Genomic DNA, 16,971 nt, shown 5'->3' with positions numbered 1-16,971 from the left:
GTCGTGGCTGATTTATGACGAAGATGGAGAATTGAATCTTGCTTTTTATGTAGTTAAACGTTCGTTGGGACTATTTTATTAATGGTGTGAAGTTAGACGACCGATTGAGAACTGCTATATATGGTAATTCGAGTAATTAATAAGTTTTTTCCTTCAGCCCTGTATTAAGTTAGTATTTTAATATACCAGGAATTTCCTGAAGACACTGTACATAACAAATGTTACTGTGGCCTAGTTGAAAACCAAGAGGCAGATAGCCTTTACCAGTATTGAATCTGCTTTGTGTTTCTACACAACAGTCATGGTCATGGGCACAATATTTAAGTAGCTTGAAATATGAAAATCACTCGTATTCACCGCCAGTTTGAAAAACTATGGTTAACCGTTTTACTTCCGTGAGTACTGCCCTCACAGTTAAGGTAGTTGGAATAATCTGCATTTTGTCCTTTTTCGTTGACTTTTTGATTCTATTGTTACCTTTTCAACCGACTGATCGAGTATGGCAAATCAATTTGGCAACAGCGCTAGTTGATCGGGGAATTGTTCCTCTGGTAGGACTGGGGCTTTTGTTTGCAGGGTATTGGTTTGATAGTGCTGATGCCGGAAGCGATCGCCCCCAAGGTATCGATTTAAGATTGCCCGCTCTGATCATCTCAAGTATTTTAGGGTTGATGTTCTTGCTGATTTTTCCCCTGCACCTCAATAACGTCAATCAAGCTAAGACTCAAACACTCAACCGAATCACCCAAGAAGCAGATCAGGCAGAAACTCAACTGAACACTCGATTATCGCAATTGCAAGCACAACTGAATACTGAGCAAGGAAAAGCTCAACTAGAGCAGCTGCGAAACCAAACCAAAGCTCAGTTTAGTGAAATCCTCAAAGATGAGCAGAGATATAAGCAAGCACTTGAAAGCGCTCAAATTCCCGCAAACATCAAAGAGTTACTGAAGAAGGCTAAAACAGATCCCCAAGTACTTGAGAAAGCTATCGAGCAACAAACAGATATTCAAACGCTCCAAACTCAACAATTGAGCCAAGTTCGCCAGCGCAGAGACGAAGCACTGCAACAAGCTAAAGATACTGCTTGGAAGTCTGGACTGCGGATTGGGATTAGCAGTTTGCTGTTGTCTATTGGTTACATTATCATCGGCTGGACAGGCTTAAGAGGTAGGGGTGCTGTACAAGGTGGTAAACCTAGAGCTACTGCACGCTAATCCTTTCAGGAGTGGGGAGTAAGGAAGAATAACTTCTAACTCCTAACTCCTAACTCCTAACTTTTAACTTTTAACTATAAAACTTGGTAATGTTCTCAATTTACATACTGACATATAACGAAGAGTTAGATATTGCTGCTTGTATCGAATCGGCGATGCTATCGGATGACATCATTGTTGTAGACTCATGCAGTAGCGATCGCACTGTGGAAATTGCTGGTCGCTATCCTATCCGCGTCGTTCAACACGCTTTTGAAAGCCACGGACGCCAACGCACCTGGATGTTAGAGTCTATCCCCCCAAAGCACCAATGGGTTTACATTCTCGAAGCTGACGAGCGTATGACACCAGAACTGTTTGCAGAATGTGAAAAGGCAAGTCAGAATCCAGACTACATCGGTTACTACGTGGCTGAACGTGTCATGTTCATGAATCATTGGATTCGCTACAGCACACAGTATCCCCGTTACCAAATGCGACTCTTCCGCCACGGGAAAGTGTGGTTTACAGACTACGGTCATACTGAGCGGGAAGTTTGTGACGGTGCAACTAGCTTTTTAAAAGAAACATACCCACACTACACTTGCAGCAAAGGTTTGAGCCGTTGGATTGACAAGCACAACCGTTATTCTACAGATGAAGCTCAAGAAACATTGTATCAACTAGAACAGGGAAAGGTTAACTGGCAAGATTTATTCTTTGGTAAATCGGAAGTCGAAAAACGCCGCGCCCTAAAAGATTTGTCTTTACGTTTACCCGCTAGACCGTTGCTACGGTTTGTATATATGTATTTTATCTTAGGCGGCTGTTTAGATGGACGCGCCGGAATCGCTTGGTGTACATTGCAGGCATTCTACGAATATCTAATTTTGCTCAAAGTCTGGGAAATGAAGTATCTACCAAAACCTAATTTAGATACAACAACAATTCTGGTACAAGAGAGTACAGAACAGTTGCAGTGCGTAGATTCTGAAACTACACAGGCTGATGCGGCGTAAAGAGGATTAGAGATTAGAAGGATTCCTAGAGAAATAAACAAGCAGCGATCAGGCGAGTATGCGATCGCAAAATCATAATTCAGAAGTAGGGGCGCATAGTTAACTGTGCGCCCCTACCGCCTTTTACATCTAAAAAAATACGACCATTATAAATTAATATTTTTAACAGAACATTTTCATAAAAGCCCCTCCTGCTCAAAGGTGAGTGAATGACCAGAGAAAATAATTCTTTAGGTTACTCTATAGTACTTTCACAATCATGAGCAGCTTTTGGTTGAGCGCGGTAGATTAGTAATATCTCAGGACTTGCAACAATCATTTACAAGTCTTGCAAAGAAAAGTAACATCCTCTGAAAATAACCAGTCGCCATCGTATTGGTTAAGGTCTATGTGTATGCTTATAGGAAAATAGCTGGTTTACAGCAACAAGTGCGTGTTTTTGCGGCAGCAACAACTTGCTAGCCTTTTGGACAGTTACTTGTGGCAACAACTGCCTAAAGTTAAAGTCTTCGGAATTTGACAAATCTGCTGGTATGGATACCAATAACAAAAGTTCCTCTAGCTTAAAACAGGAGAATCTGAGCTTGGTAATCGATCGCCTAAAACAGGACTTAAAAAACGACCTGATTGCTGGTTTGTTGGTAGTAATTCCCCTAGCAACCACTATCTGGCTGACAATTACCATTGCTACTTGGGTAATCAACTTCCTCACCCAAATTCCCAAACAACTAAATCCCTTTGATGGGTTAAATCCACTTTTAGTAAATCTACTGAATTTGTTAGTAGGATTAGCTGTACCACTACTGTGTATCCTCCTAATGGGCTTGATGGCTCGGAATATTGCTGGGCGGTGGTTACTAGATTTTGGTGAGCGGTTTTTACAGGCAATTCCCTTAGCTGGACAGGTATACAAAACTCTCAAACAGCTTTTAGAAACAATACTAAAAGATTCTAATGGCAAGTTTCGCCGGGTAATTTTGATAGAGTATCCCCGCCGAGGAATTTGGGCGATCGCCTTTGTCACTGGTGCAATTAGCAGTGATATCCAAGCTCAGATGCCTCGCCCCGTGCTAAGTGTTTTTATCCCCACCACTCCTAATCCTACTACTGGATGGTATGCAGTCGTTCCTGAAGACGAGGTGGTGAACCTCTCCATGTCCATTGAAGACGCCTTTAAAATAGTTGTATCAGGTGGCATTGTCGCCCCTAATACACCCTTGGTTTTCCCCAAAGAGTCAACCTTGGAGGTGAAACACAACGAAATCAAGCAGCAAGCTATTCCCGTTGAAGAAACTTAAAATCAATCTGGCAAAGTCACAAGCAAATCCGTAATGTTGTTGTTTGACTGTGCCAAAATTGATAGACTTGTAAGTTTGTCCAGCCAAGTTAATCAGTTCTCGCACAATCACCAATCACTTTTATGCAACCTCGTAAACCCCAACAAATTGCTCGTGAATTGGCGCTTTTAAGCCTTAGCCAATTGCCAGTCAACCCAAAAAAATTAGATAAATTGGAAGACGATCAACTAGTATCCAAGTTGGTGCTAGGAGCAGTACGCACTCTGACTACAGAAGTGCAAGATACCCTCGATAATGCCGCAGGGGAACTCCAACGCAGTAACGATCGCCTTTTAAGTAGCCAAACTCGGGCTTCCGACCTTAATTCTGCCAGAACAATGCTTCAAGAAGCGATCGCCTGCACCCAGACAGCAATCAATCAGTTAGGTACGGCAGTTGAGTTCCCAGTATTGATTCAGTTAGCTAATCAGGACAAGGGAGTTCGGAATTACGCTAAAGAGCTTGTGATTACCGTCCACGAAAATCGACATATTATAGATGAACTCATTTCTGCTGCCTTAGTAGATTGGCAAGTAACTCGCCTCGCCCAAATTGACCGCGACATCTTGCAAATCGCCGTTGCAGAAATGAAGTTCTTAGGAGTTCCAGACAGTATCGCCATCAACGAAGCTGTGGAACTAGCTAAACGCTACAGTGGAGATGATGGGCATCGATTTATTAACGGTGTTTTGCGCCGAGTCACTGAACAGAAAAAAACAGCATAGTACCACTGCGTAATTCGTAATTTTTATACTGCTATGGAGAAAAATTTGTAGCCGCTTCTGCGGCTTCCTCCGAGCGGAATTTCTCCCTTCGAGACGCTGCGTGAACGCAGGGAAACTTCTGTTGTAACGATTTTCCGGAAACTGGCGCTCAAAGGTGAGGATAACCCGGAAGTTTTCACCCCAAGAAAAAGTGCAAAGTTAAATTAAACTCATAACTTATAACTTATAGCTCATATAACTAATACTGCTGCAATGGTATTTAATTGGTTCCGTCGTCAACATAACGATTCCTCTGATCAGAAACAGGAAAAAACTCCTCCTGTACAAGAACCCCAAGCAGAGCCAGCCGAAACGTCAACACCAACTGCTGAAACTGCACCAGATTCGACGGCAGATTTGTTGGCGTTTGCTAAAGCTGCCTACAAAAATATTCAGCAAAAACAACAAGCTGAGGTAGTAGAAACCCCGCCTGATTCAGCAGATACCTCAGCACCATCAGTACAACCTGAAACCCCAGAAATTACCGAGCCAGAAGCAACTGAGGAACCTGTTAATACAACCGCAGAAACAGCACAGCCAGAAGTTATCCCAGCTGCTACTGAGAAAGCAATTACAGAAGATTCCTCAGTCGCGGCAATTACTGATCAGCCAAATGTCGCCAGCCCAGAAGTAACGCTAAGTGAAGTTGAACCAACACCCACCGAACCAATAGCGACAGTAGAGGCAACACAGCCAACAGCACCATCCTTCTTAGAAAGGGCGGCGGCAGAACGGCAAGCCAAGCTGGAACAACTAATAGCCACCGCCATTGAAGTTCCAGAACCGGAGGTAGTACAGCCAGTAGCTACAACCTCAGAAACAGGAGAGGAAATTCCCGGACTGCTATTTGATGATGGGTTTGTCTGGTCGGCGAAAGTTTTAGCAGCTCAAGGTAGAAATCCAGAAGACGTTTCTATTGAAGAAATTACCTGGCTGAAAAAACTCCGGCAAGGGTTAGACAAAACTCGTCGTAGTATTCTTAACCAACTGAAGGCGATCGTCGGTCAAGGGCCTCTTAACCAGGCTGCTGTGACGGAAATTGAGGCATTGCTCCTGCAAGCTGATGTGGGTGTAGAGGCGACAGACTTTATTATCAATGCCCTACAGACAAAACTTCGAGAAGAAGTTACCGCACCTGAAGAAGCGATCGCTTACTTGAAAAAAATCCTGCGGGATATGCTGGATGCACCGAGCAAAACATCCCACAAAACTAGCTTTACCCCAGAAAAAGAAACCTTAAATATTTGGTTAATCACTGGGGTGAATGGTGCCGGCAAAACCACTACCATCGGCAAAATTGCCCATCTGGGACAAAAATCTGGTTATAAATGCTTGATTGGGGCGGCAGACACCTTCCGCGCCGCTGCTGTAGAACAGGTGAAGGTTTGGGGTAGTAGAAGTGGCGTCGATGTAATTGCCAATCCGGGAAAGAATACAGATCCGGCAGCAGTTGTCTTTGATGCGATCGCAGCCGCCCAAGCGCGTCAAACGGAATTACTTCTGGTAGATACAGCGGGGCGACTGCAAAACAAGAAAAATTTAATGGACGAACTCGGCAAAATTCGGCGAATTATCGACAAAAAAGCCCCAAATGCCAAAGTAGAATCTCTTTTGGTTCTAGATGCCACTTTAGGGCAAAATGGACTACGGCAAGCCGAAGTTTTCTCCCAAGCTGCTCAACTGAGTGGCGTTGTCTTAACCAAGCTGGATGGAACTGCTAAAGGCGGCGTTGCCCTTGCAGTTGTGCAGCAGCTAGGTTTACCCATTCGCTTTATTGGTGCTGGCGAAGGAATTGAAGACCTGCGTCCCTTTTCGAGCTATGAGTTTGTCGAAGCCCTCTTGAGTGGCTAGTTGAAAAATTTGAAGTTAAAAATTTTTCTTGACAAATTGATAAATTTAGGGATAACTGATCTGGTATTATCACTTGAACTAACTAGAAACAGTTGAAGTCCTAAAACCATGAGTTTTTTACAACAAATGGGTGACTTTTGCTAAAATTTCAAGCTAATGCCCTTTTTCCATGCCCTGAATGGGCTTTTTAAATGTAGCAGCACGGGCATTTAGTTGCGACACTGCGGGAGGGTTCTCCTCCCTCGGTTACTGTTGCTAGCTATGGCTCTTGTACTCCTACGGAGAAGTAATACGGCAGGCTGCATCTAGCTTACTCAAGAGTAGAGTTACGAGCCTCATCTGTTTGCCCAACGCCTATCTCTCAAGAAGGACGGTTTCTGAACATTAGAATTTCGGAGAATCGTTCACTGTGGACTCAAAAAGAGAATTGGTGTAAGTAAGCTGGTTCAACACTCTCAGGTGTATTCTCATCTGCTACTTGCTAAAGTATCTACAAATCTTTTTAGTAAATTGAGAGGTTTGAATTCTCATGGTTAAACAAGAACACTCTTTCTGGTTTTTGACTTAAAGTTATTGGAGGAGATTTTTTTAGATTTAGTGTCATCTTTTGTATTCATATCCTACACTTACCAAATGGCTTAACCTTAAAATCAATTACAGGCTAATATTTTAAGTCTGTTACCGTTGAATCAAAAGATTGGGTTATCTCATTTTTATTCCGTTTAAATGCGTTGAAGTTTTGCATCTTCAGCAACTCAAAATTCGCAAAATGAGAAAATCAAAATGGAAAAACTCGATTTTGGCAATTATCCCAGCAATTATGGTATACAAATTAAGTATTTGAAGACTTATTTACATAATTCTCAGGTTTGGGAATGAGTGTAAGTCGTTTTTTTACCAAACCAAGCTTGATTTGAGAACTACTAGAGGTTTTGACTCAGAAGACTTATAGTCTCCTAGTTGCATCTTTCCAAGCAGTTATTCTGAATTATTCTTTGAAAAAAGTATTTTTATGACTTTAGAGATATGCTTTGGAAATTAAGTTATGAAAAAATGAAAAGCTTTATGAACTATCACCGAAACTAGTAATTTTTACTGGTTGGGTTTGGACTAAAAATACATGATTTGGAATTGCTAATATTCCATCATAAATACAATAAGCAAATAAAATACTTATAAAATTTGTCTGCTACGTCTTTATACTCTTGCTAAAATGACAAGTCTTGTCTAAATATGGTTTAGCAATGCCAAAGCCAAAAAGTTTATAAGTAATCTAATTAATCTGCCAATATAAAGTGCAATAGTACCTGTGCCTGTGTCTCAACTGCCCTCTCAACCCACTGACAGCAATAGTAGTGCCGCGACAGATGTCACACCAGTCGTAGCACTTAAAGAACTCGTGGCAAGGTTGCACCGGGAACAGAACAAAATTCAAGATTTGCTAAGTTCTTTAGGATTTGCCCTAAGAAGTTTCAATAATTTGAATCAGTTTTTGGAACTGATTCCGCTGATGGCAACAAGAGTGACAGATGCAGACGGCAGCGCCCTGTTTCTCTATAAACCTAATGGTCAAGTCAGGTTAGAACAGTTACATTGGCAAGATAGTGGTCAGCGCAAGAATATCCGCAAAGCGCTAGAAATAGCCAGTAGTCAAATCACGCTTTTGCCCAATACTGCGCCCCTAGCCAATGCCACGGGGATTTTGGATGACCACATGCATCGCTATTTGGGGCCAGATGTGCAAATCTTTGGTACGGCGATTCTGGTGAAGCATACAGAACGGGGATGGCTCTATGTCTTAAGCCGCGATCCAGAATATAGTTGGACAGAAACTAGGCAAAAGTTAGTTAGGTTAGTGGCAGACCAAACAGCAGTAGCGATCGAAAACGATGAACTAGCTGTAGAACTAAGAAAAAAAGAACGCCTAGACCAAGAACTAGAAATTGGCGCAGAAATTCAACGGCGGCTTTTGCCACGTCAATGTCCCACAATCCCTGGTGTAGTCCTAGCGGCACGCTGTAAACCTGCCAATCGCGTTGGCGGAGACTACTACGACTTTATTGCTACCAATCACAATAAGATTCAGCCCAAGACCAAAGGCGGCACGGAAACTAGTCGCTGGGGTTTGGTTATTGGAGATGTTATGGGTAAGGGTGTACCCGCTGGGCTGATTATGACGATGATGCGGGGAATGTTACGGGGAGAAGTGTTACATGGTAATTCCCCAGCAGGAATTCTGCAAAATTTAAATAGAGTTATGTATGCGGATTTGGAAAATTCCCACCGCTTTGTAACCCTATTTTATTCAGAATATAATCCCCATAACCGAGTTTTGTCTTATAGCAATGCGGCACACAATCCTCCGTTGTGGTGGCACGCAGCTACAAAAACTGTCAGCCGTTTAGATACTCTCGGTATGCTAATCGGTTTGGATGCTAACAGCCAATATGAGGATGCCCAGGCACAGTTAGAACCTGGAGATACAATTATCTACTATACAGATGGTTTGACTGATGCTGCTGCCGCTGGTGGCGATCGCTTCGATGAAGATAATTTTGTCGCTAGCTTCAATACTGCTTGTAAGTACTGCAATGGGCCACAGGAGATTGTGGATTATCTATTTGACCAAGTTCAGCAATTCATTGGTGCTGATAAGCAAAACACTGATGATATGACACTAGTAGTTCTGCAAATTTTATAAGAGAAGGCAGGAGGCAGGAGGAAAGAATTATGAATGAAATACTTTCCTTCTCTACGACAGGCTGCGCCAACGACAAGCTCAATAACGACAGTTCTGGGTTATTACCCAGTTTAAAAAAAGGAAGAATTGTTTGAAGCCAAAAGTGCAGTCATTAGCTAATGCTTAAGATTATGGTGACTGAGGATTCACTACAGTAATTCTACTAAATTTAATTTTTTATTTATTTTTCTTTGATTTTCCGTAACTATTGCCCAAATTGTTGCATATCAACCTTTTTTGGCAAATTGTTTGTATTCAGCCTTTTGGATAATACACAAAAAATGATCGTTAGAATACTTTTCTGCTCAAGCAAAAACTATATATTTTGCACATCTAGCACAGTAGGAAACGCCAAGGGGGAGAGCAGGTAAAAGGTAAAAGGTACAGGGTAAAAAGTAAAAGGTAAATTTACTTCTTCATTTTTGCTTTCTTTCTATCCTCGTGACGCAAGCATTTAGCCTGCTCCCTCTTGGCGTTTTAATTTTTCTTTTCTCCGCCGTAGCAAGTTCACAACAGCTACGACGGAGTTTTGCTTTTTTTGTTTCTTAGGTCTAGAATTGGTTGTTTTAAACTTCCTTGGTATTTAAGTAAATAACCTTCATTTAATGATTTGTCAAGATATTTCTGAAAATATTTTAGATGAAGAATTCAGATCGCTATTCTTGTGCCCCAGCTTTTTGCAGACTCCGCACTACATTCTTATAACCATTAAATTCTGCAATCATCAAAGCAGTATAACCACCCCGGTTTTTCAAATTCATATCTGCCCCAGCTTGAAGTAATAACTGCACAATTTCGCCATAACCTGCTGAAGCAGCCCACATCAATGATGTTGCTCTCGCTGAGTCTTGAAAATTTACATCTGCTCCCTTTGCCAGCAGCAAATGTATAATCTCTGTGTGTTTGCGTTCGGTTGCCTTGATCAAAGCAGTTTTGCCATCGTCCCCTACAATGTTGGCATCAGCACCATACTCTAGCAACACTTTCACTGTTTGGGTGTGTCCTTGTGATGCAGCCAATGTCAAAGGTAATTCACCAAGATTTTTCCCATTAATATCTCCGCCAGAATGCAGCAATGCCTGGACAATTTGGCTATGTCCTTGCAATGCTGCTACAAGCAGTGGTGTATCACCTAGGTGGTTCCTAATTTGGACATTTGCATTCCTGTTAAGTAAGACTTGCACGACATCAATGTAGCCTTCCACAACAGCAATATGTAGGGCAGTTTCACCATCTTGGTCTTGGAGATTAATTTCGGCACCTCGATCCAGTAAAGGTGCTGCGATCGCACTGTGTCCAGCGGCGGCGGCCGCCGATAGGGCAGTTCCACCATCAGGATTTTTCACATTCACATCAGCCCCCGCTGCTAGCAGTGCTTCCACAATTTCCAGATGTCCTAAATCTGCCGCTAGCATTAAGAGTGTCTCACCCTCCTCATCTTGGATGTTGACATCAACACCAGTTTGGAGAATTGCTTCTAAAACTTCTATTTTTCCCTGCTTAACGGCGATTTTCAATGCAGTATCATTATCTTGATCTGCGATATTGACCTTTGCACCAGCAGCTAATAAAACTCGCACTACATCTATATAACCTTTGAGGACTGCTGCCATTAAAGCTGTGCTGCCATCTTCATTTGTGGCATTGACATTAGCACCTCTAGATAGTAAAAGCTGCACAATGTCAAGCTGTTTAGCACTAGCCGCCAACATCAAAGCTGTCAAACCATAGAGTTTTCTGGGCAAGTCGATATTTGCCCCAGCATCTAGCAGCGATCGCACAATTTCTGTGTAGCCTAAATTGGCAGCAAACATTAACGCCGTCGTACCTTGGCGATCGCACGCGTCCACCCTTGCACCAGCAGTCAGTAGCCCACGCAACCCTTTAATATCGCCGCTTTTAGCAGCTTTTAACAGCAAAGTATCGTTATTTTCAGTCATGGATGAGATCCCATACAGGGGATTTTGTTCGTCTACCCTCAAAATTTAGTCTGAGATTGTTTATCCACTTTGGCAAGAGGGTTATGCAATTAAAAATTGAAAATTAAAAATTAAAAATTAAGAAATGCAGTCCTGGCAAGCATTCTATCTGTTGACTGGATGCAAATTAAGGCTAAGGGAGGCTTTACTCTTGTCTTCTCTCCTCATCTCTTAGTCTCTTTTAATTTGTGCAACTTTAAGCACAGAAAATAGAGTTATGCTAATTTTTATGAAGATTTAAGAATTAGGCGAGAACACCATGAATCTGGAACTTTCTGCATCGGTAAAATATTGGCTGAACTTCTTCCATCCGGTGCTGATGTGGGCGCTATTAGTACTCTCAATTTATGCCGCCTATTTGGGGCTGCAATTACAGCGTACCAGAAATGCTCAGGGGGAAGAAAAGAAAGAACTGATTAAAGGTAGATATAACGTCAGACACTACCAAATCGGGTCTATACTCCTAGCTTTGATGGTGGCAGGTGCGATCGGCGGGATGGCCGTCACTTACATCAATAACGGTAAGTTATTTGTGCAGCCTCACTTGTTAGCAGGATTAGGTATGACAGGTTTAATTGCATTTTCTGCTGCTTTGTCTCCTTATATGCAAAAAGGAGCAAATTGGGCGCGTGCAACTCACATTTTAATAAATTTCACGCTTTTGGGACTTTTTGCTTGGCAGGCTGTGACTGGAGTGCAAATTGTCCAAAGAATTCTCACTAAAGCATAGTTCAGTAAGTCGGAATCATATTAAGCCTAGTACGGGGCGAGTGGCGATCGCCCCGTTAAAACAGTAATGAACCACGGTTTATCAGGAGAGGCAGAGAGGAGTAGGCAGCTTTGGTGTCAGCAAGGCTGGTAAAATTTATCCATAGCGAAGAGGAGAAAATCACCATGCCTACCGAAACTAACCCAGGGAATCAAACCACTACAGGTGCTGATGCTATTGATGAAGCGATCGCACAGGGAATTGATTTTGATGGTTCTCCCATTCCGCCTGCCAAGCTAGAACTTTATGGTAAAGTCATGGCGCTAGAAGGCAATAGACAGCGTAGTGGTGTATCTAATACTATGCGATCGCGCATTGTGCGAATTGGCGCAAAACATATTCCCCAAGCAGAACTCGACCAACTACTTGTAGATGCTGGTTTCGCACCCCTTAAAGAGAAAGAAATTGCCTTTTTCTATAGTGGCAAATAATTGTTGGTTGATGTTTTACAACAATTTTCATTTATTTGAAACAAATATGTTGTAGGGGCACAGCAATGCTGTGCCCTCAATACTGTTCGGTTAAGGCAAGAGACGCAATGAATCACAGGCAAGAGACGCGATGAATCGCCGTCTCTACAATAATCTCAATTTTTTACCTCACAAATCCTAAATTGCCATCGGTATTTTGGCTTCCTGAGTATTTTCCTGATTGGATCGAAAAGTGTCTCTTCAGCAAGATATTGTTAACTTTTCCTTGTGTTTCAATTAGCACAGCTATATGTACTTAAGTAATAGCTGATAGACAAGGAGAATACATGTCAGGAAGTATGCCAAATTCAGAAATGCCATACCGAGTTCTCGGCAATACGGGAGAAAAAGTTTCTGCTATTGGATTGGGTGGTTGGCACATCGGCTTGAAGCACATTGATGAACAACTGGCTATCCGCATTGTTAGAACAGCCATTGATCGTGGCATCAACTTTATGGATAACAGTTGGGATTACAACGGTGGAGTCAGTGAGATTCGCATGGGAAAAGCGCTGCGCGATCGCTATCGAGACAAAGCCTTCCTAATGACAAAAATCGACGGTCGCTCTAAGCAAGAAGCAGCAAGACAGCTAGACGAATCACTTCAACGTCTGCAAGTTGATTATATCGATCTGGTGCAGCACCATGAAATCATTCGATACGAAGATCCCCATCGAATTTTTGACAAAGAAGGGGCTAATGCTGCTTTAATTGAAGCGCGAGAAGCTGGCAAACTCAGATATATAGGCTTTACTGGGCACAAAGATCCCCATATTCATCTGCATACACTGGAAGTTGCAGCTACTTACGGCTTTAAATTTGATACAGTGCAGATGCCGCTCAATGTTATGGATGCTCACTACCGGAGCTTTGCAAAACTAGTTCTACCAGAACTGGTTAAACAAAACATTGGTGTTTTGGGGATGAAAAGCTTGGCAAACGGTATTCTTTTGAAATCAAACACTGTAACGCCAATTGAATGTTTACATTATGCTTTGAATCTGCCTACATCGGTTGTGATTACCGGAATTGACAGTATGGAGATTTTAGAGCAAGCCTTTGAAGCAGTGCGGACGTTCCAGCCAATGAACGACGAGCAGGTGCGATCGCTCTTAGCAAAAACAGCAGAAGTAGCATCAAGTGGCGAGTTTGAACCTTTCAAAACCTCATCAATTTTCGACAGCACTGCCCAAAATCCAGATTGGCTGGGAGAGGAGCCACAGCGCATCCAGCAATTGATGCCAGCATGATGTTTCAGCAGGCAGCCGAAAAGTTGCTGCTACACAGGCAAAACACACCTGCATGGGTTTGAAATTCTTGATTTTGCATTAGTCCATGCTGGTGGACTTTGCTTTTGTAGTAGTGAATTCCATCCGCCAATACTTGTCAAAAATCTTCCAAGCTTAAAATTCAATCTATCAAAATAGTGAATTCATTTAATAACTAATGACGCCAGAACCTCTATCTAGGGATCGATATGGCTAATAAGCTAAATGAAGTAAAAATAGTATACTAAATCACATGAGATTGTATTGTATGAAATCAAATTATGTTGCAAAACAGCTTTCCAACGTAAAACGCTGGATGGCTACAACACTGTTTTGTATGTTAGCGATCGCTTTCGTTTGGCAAGGTGCATTTTTCTCGAACACTTCAGCAATGGCTGATCCCGCTGCAACCTTGATTGCATCGTCAGACGCAGGCGATCGCGCTCAAGAAAAAGCCAGTAAAGATGCTGGACGAACCAAAAATTTCATCGAAGATACGGCAGATAAAGTTAAGCAAGCTGCCAAGAGCAACGCCAATAAAGTTGACCAAGCAACAGACAATGGTAGTTTTGCTGAACGCAAAGCCAAGAAAGATGCGGCTACAATTCAGAAAAGAGCAGACGAAGATGCTGCTCGGACTAAAAAAGCAGTAGACGACACAAAGAATGTTGTTGAACGTACTGTTGACAACATCAAGGATGCTTTTGGTCAATAGAGAATAGATATAGCAATCCTATTGGATTTGTGAAAATCGAAAACCTCAGATTTCCGATTTCTTAGAGAAATCGGAAATCTTGTTATTTAGGAAAGTATAAGGTTACGTAAATAACACCAATAGAGGAGAGGGGATTGTGTTTAAAAACTCATTTTCACTCAGAGACTCTTAGCGAGACATAGGAATATTAATTTACTAAATAAATACTGAAGTTATATCAAAAAAGCCAGTAATTTTAAATACATATTCATTGCGTCCGTATGAACTAGCGATCGCTAATAAAATTATCTGATGTTACCAAATAGCAGAATAAACAATTGTTAAATATTTACCAGTAAATATGCTAGATATATAGTTAGAAATAAAATATTTAACTTTCTTTTTTACTAACCTTAAAAGGTAAAATTGAAGAACATGATTAGGAAATTTCCGCAAATTACTCCTGGAAAACTTGTTTTTCTATACGGATTACAGACTGTTTTTAAGTAGCATTACTTATTGACAAACGTGTTATAACCTTAACTGATTGCAACCTCATTTGACGAATTGTTAATGGTTAACAAATTTTTCGCCATTATCAATTACGAAATTATACTTTCCACAACAACTTAGTAACAATGTAAGAGTTTGATTCTGTGGACAACCCGACCGTGGGAAAATCAAAATACCGAGACTAGAAGTTAGAGAGGAAAACCCTATAATATGCATCTGAGCGAAATCACCCATCCTAATCAGTTGCACGGTTTATCTGTTCGCCAACTGCAACAGATTGCCCGTCAGATTCGAGATAAGCATCTCCAAACGGTAGCGGTTAATGGTGGACACTTGGGGCCAGGGTTGGGTGTTGTCGAATTAACACTAGGACTTTACCAAACACTGGACTTAGATCGAGATAAAGTGATTTGGGATGTAGGACACCAGGCTTATCCCCATAAACTGCTTACAGGACGTTACGATAGCTTCCACACCCTCAGACAAAAAGACGGAGTTGCGGGTTATCTCAAACGCGGTGAGAACAAGTTTGACCACTTTGGGGCTGGACACGCTTCTACAAGTATTTCAGCGGCATTGGGCATGGCTTTGGCGCGAGACTTGAAAGGCGAAAAATTTAAAGCTGTTGCTGTTATTGGCGATGGGGCGCTGACTGGGGGTATGGCTTTAGAGGCCATCAACCATGCTGGACACATGCCGAAAACTAACTTGTTGGTTGTTCTCAACGACAACGACATGTCTATATCTCGCAACGTTGGCGCAATTCCCCGCTATCTGAACAAAATGCGTCTCAGCCAACCGGTGCAATTTATTAAAGATAATCTTGAGGAACAATTTAAGCAAATTCCCTTCGTGGGTGAATCTTTGTCTCCCGAACTCGGACGCATCAAAGAAAGTATGAAACGCTTGGCTGTTCCCAAGGTAGGTGCAGTTTTTGAAGAACTCGGCTTTACCTATATTGGGCCAGTGGATGGTCATAATCTCGAAGAATTGATTGCCACCTTCCAACAGGCACATCAGATACAAGGCCCAGTTTTGGTACATGTAGCAACAGTCAAGGGCAAAGGCTATGAAATTGCCGAACTAGATCAAGTTGGCTACCACGCCCAAAGCCCCTTCAACGTAGCAACTGGCAAAGCCATTCCTTCCAGTAAACCCAAACCCCCGGCTTATGCCAAAGTCTTTTCTCACACTCTGGTAAAACTTGCCGAACAAAACCCAAAAATCGTTGGCATTACTGCGGCGATGGCAACGGGGACAGGCTTAGATAAACTTCAGGCAAAATTGCCCAATCAATATGTTGATGTCGGCATTGCTGAACAACATGCAATCACCCTAGCAGCAGGACTTGCAACCGAAGGAATGCGCCCCGTTGCTGCTATTTATTCCACCTTTCTGCAACGTGCTTACGACCAGATAATTCATGATGTCTGCATCCAAAACCTGCCAGTGTTCTTCTGCTTGGATCGGGCAGGAATTGTCGGATCTGATGGCCCCACACACCAAGGTATGTATGACATTGCCTATCTGCGTTGCATTCCCAACATAGCAATCATGGCACCCAAAGACGAAGCAGAACTGCAACGCATGGTAGTAACTGGTGTTAATCATACCAGTGGCCCCATCGCCATGCGCTATCCTCGTGGCAATGGCTACGGCGTTCCCTTGATGGAAGAAGGCTGGGAACCTTTGGAAATCGGCAAAGGCGAGATCCTACGTACAGGCGATGACGTGTTAATCGTCGCTTATGGCACAATGGTCTATCCAGGAATGCAAGCTGCTGAAATTCTCAGCGAACACGGCATTGAAGCAACTGTAATTAATGCCCGTTTTGTGAAGCCTCTGGATACCGAGTTGATTTTGCCTTTAGCGAAGAAAATCGGCCGGGTTGTCACCTTAGAGGAAGGCTGTGTGATGGGTGGCTTTGGTAGTGCGATCGCAGAAGCTTTAATGGATGCAGAGATTCTAGTTCCTGTGAAGCGATTCGGTGTACCAGATGTGTTAGTAGATCATGCTGAACCCAATGAATCTAAGACAGAATTAGGTTTAACTAGTCATCAAATAGCAGAGAGAGTGTTGCAAGCTTTCTTTAAACAGCAAGTATCTGCTGTGGTTTAGCTAATTCTTTGTAGAATGAATCGCCCATACTTGTTACTCAGGTGTGGGCGATTCCGTTTTGAAAACGACAAGTTTAATATCCGTAATATGATGTTTGGTTAAACCTTAGTCAATTACCGAAAACTATCAGGTATTAAATAATTACTTAAATTAATTTTTATCGCTTTATTATCTGTATACTTAATCTAGTTAATTACTACGATTCTTATACCATCAATTCACTAGCAGTATCAATTTGGTAGCAAGCGATCGC

General features: G+C 42.2%; 12 protein-coding genes. 11 read left to right on the top strand and 1 reads right to left on the bottom strand.

The annotated features are described in order from the left end of the window. Window positions 1-374: 374 nt before the first annotated feature. The 6 genes from hpsJ-B (at window position 375) to HUN01_RS23925 (ending at window position 8,868) form a co-directional block, all read left to right on the top strand. Window positions 375-1,217: a hormogonium polysaccharide biosynthesis protein HpsJ gene (hpsJ-B, locus tag HUN01_RS23950; RefSeq protein WP_181928276.1), complete on the top strand. Its 843-nt coding sequence runs from the start codon at window positions 375-377 to the stop codon at window positions 1,215-1,217. Between the two features lie 89 nt (window positions 1,218-1,306). Continuing rightward, a complete protein-coding gene (locus HUN01_RS23945; RefSeq protein WP_181928275.1) occupies window positions 1,307-2,215 on the top strand; it encodes a glycosyltransferase family 2 protein in 909 nt (302 codons plus the stop codon). 533 nt (window positions 2,216-2,748) lie between these two features. Next, complete coding sequence (locus tag HUN01_RS23940) at window positions 2,749-3,513, top strand: DUF502 domain-containing protein (RefSeq protein WP_181928274.1); 765 nt, start codon at window positions 2,749-2,751, stop codon at window positions 3,511-3,513. Window positions 3,514-3,635: 122 nt separating this feature from the next. Then, window positions 3,636-4,277, top strand: coding sequence for a transcription antitermination factor NusB (gene nusB, locus HUN01_RS23935; RefSeq protein WP_181928273.1), 642 nt, complete (start codon window positions 3,636-3,638; stop codon window positions 4,275-4,277). 252 nt (window positions 4,278-4,529) lie between these two features. Continuing rightward, entirely contained in the window at window positions 4,530-6,167 is a 1,638-nt protein-coding gene (gene ftsY, locus HUN01_RS23930) for a signal recognition particle-docking protein FtsY (RefSeq protein ID WP_181928272.1), read from the top strand. A 1,309-nt stretch (window positions 6,168-7,476) separates the two neighbouring features. Then, entirely contained in the window at window positions 7,477-8,868 is a 1,392-nt protein-coding gene (locus tag HUN01_RS23925; protein WP_181928271.1) for a PP2C family protein-serine/threonine phosphatase, read from the top strand. Window positions 8,869-9,563: 695 nt separating this feature from the next. On the opposite strand, the gene HUN01_RS23920 is transcribed toward HUN01_RS23925, so the two are convergent. Beyond that, the gene (locus tag HUN01_RS23920; RefSeq protein WP_181928270.1) at window positions 9,564-10,847 is read right to left on the bottom strand and encodes an ankyrin repeat domain-containing protein; all 1,284 of its coding nucleotides are present in this window, start codon (window positions 10,845-10,847) and stop codon (window positions 9,564-9,566) included. 298 nt (window positions 10,848-11,145) lie between these two features. Between HUN01_RS23920 and HUN01_RS23915 the strand changes: the two genes are divergently transcribed. The 5 genes from HUN01_RS23915 to dxs all read left to right on the top strand — a co-directional run bounded on the left by HUN01_RS23915 (window position 11,146) and on the right by dxs (window position 16,718). Then, window positions 11,146-11,616, top strand: a complete 471-nt coding sequence (locus HUN01_RS23915) for a DUF4079 domain-containing protein (RefSeq protein ID WP_084227405.1) — start codon at window positions 11,146-11,148, stop codon at window positions 11,614-11,616. A 164-nt stretch (window positions 11,617-11,780) separates the two neighbouring features. After that, window positions 11,781-12,086, top strand: coding sequence for a small RNA NsiR4-regulated ssr1528 family protein (locus HUN01_RS23910; RefSeq protein WP_100898458.1), 306 nt, complete (start codon window positions 11,781-11,783; stop codon window positions 12,084-12,086). 326 nt (window positions 12,087-12,412) lie between these two features. Then, window positions 12,413-13,375 (top strand): aldo/keto reductase, encoded by a 963-nt coding sequence (locus HUN01_RS23905; protein ID WP_181928269.1) that lies wholly within the window; start codon window positions 12,413-12,415, stop codon window positions 13,373-13,375. Between the two features lie 286 nt (window positions 13,376-13,661). After that, window positions 13,662-14,108, top strand: coding sequence for a hypothetical protein (locus tag HUN01_RS23900; protein WP_181928268.1), 447 nt, complete (start codon window positions 13,662-13,664; stop codon window positions 14,106-14,108). 702 nt (window positions 14,109-14,810) lie between these two features. Next, window positions 14,811-16,718, top strand: a complete 1,908-nt coding sequence (dxs, locus tag HUN01_RS23895; protein ID WP_181928267.1) for a 1-deoxy-D-xylulose-5-phosphate synthase — start codon at window positions 14,811-14,813, stop codon at window positions 16,716-16,718. The last annotated feature ends 253 nt before the right edge of the window (window positions 16,719-16,971 follow it).

It is taken from the genome of Nostoc edaphicum CCNP1411 (genome assembly GCF_014023275.1).
Taxonomy (GTDB): Bacteria; Cyanobacteriota; Cyanobacteriia; order Cyanobacteriales; family Nostocaceae; genus Nostoc; species Nostoc edaphicum_A.
Note: the sequence above shows the minus strand (reverse complement) of the source record. Positions and strands in the feature narration are given on the sequence as shown.

Coding starts and splice junctions, on each gene's coding strand:
- ftsY (WP_181928272.1), top strand. CDS start 4,530: ATGGTATTTAATTGGTTCCGTCGTCAACATAACGATTCCTCTGATCAG.
- HUN01_RS23915 (WP_084227405.1), top strand. CDS start 11,146: ATGAATCTGGAACTTTCTGCATCGGTAAAATATTGGCTGAACTTCTTC.
- HUN01_RS23910 (WP_100898458.1), top strand. CDS start 11,781: ATGCCTACCGAAACTAACCCAGGGAATCAAACCACTACAGGTGCTGAT.
- HUN01_RS23920 (WP_181928270.1), bottom strand. CDS start 10,847: ATGACTGAAAATAACGATACTTTGCTGTTAAAAGCTGCTAAAAGCGGC.
- hpsJ-B (WP_181928276.1), top strand. CDS start 375: ATGGTTAACCGTTTTACTTCCGTGAGTACTGCCCTCACAGTTAAGGTA.
- nusB (WP_181928273.1), top strand. CDS start 3,636: ATGCAACCTCGTAAACCCCAACAAATTGCTCGTGAATTGGCGCTTTTA.
- HUN01_RS23940 (WP_181928274.1), top strand. CDS start 2,749: ATGGATACCAATAACAAAAGTTCCTCTAGCTTAAAACAGGAGAATCTG.
- HUN01_RS23945 (WP_181928275.1), top strand. CDS start 1,307: ATGTTCTCAATTTACATACTGACATATAACGAAGAGTTAGATATTGCT.
- dxs (WP_181928267.1), top strand. CDS start 14,811: ATGCATCTGAGCGAAATCACCCATCCTAATCAGTTGCACGGTTTATCT.
- HUN01_RS23900 (WP_181928268.1), top strand. CDS start 13,662: ATGAAATCAAATTATGTTGCAAAACAGCTTTCCAACGTAAAACGCTGG.
- HUN01_RS23905 (WP_181928269.1), top strand. CDS start 12,413: ATGTCAGGAAGTATGCCAAATTCAGAAATGCCATACCGAGTTCTCGGC.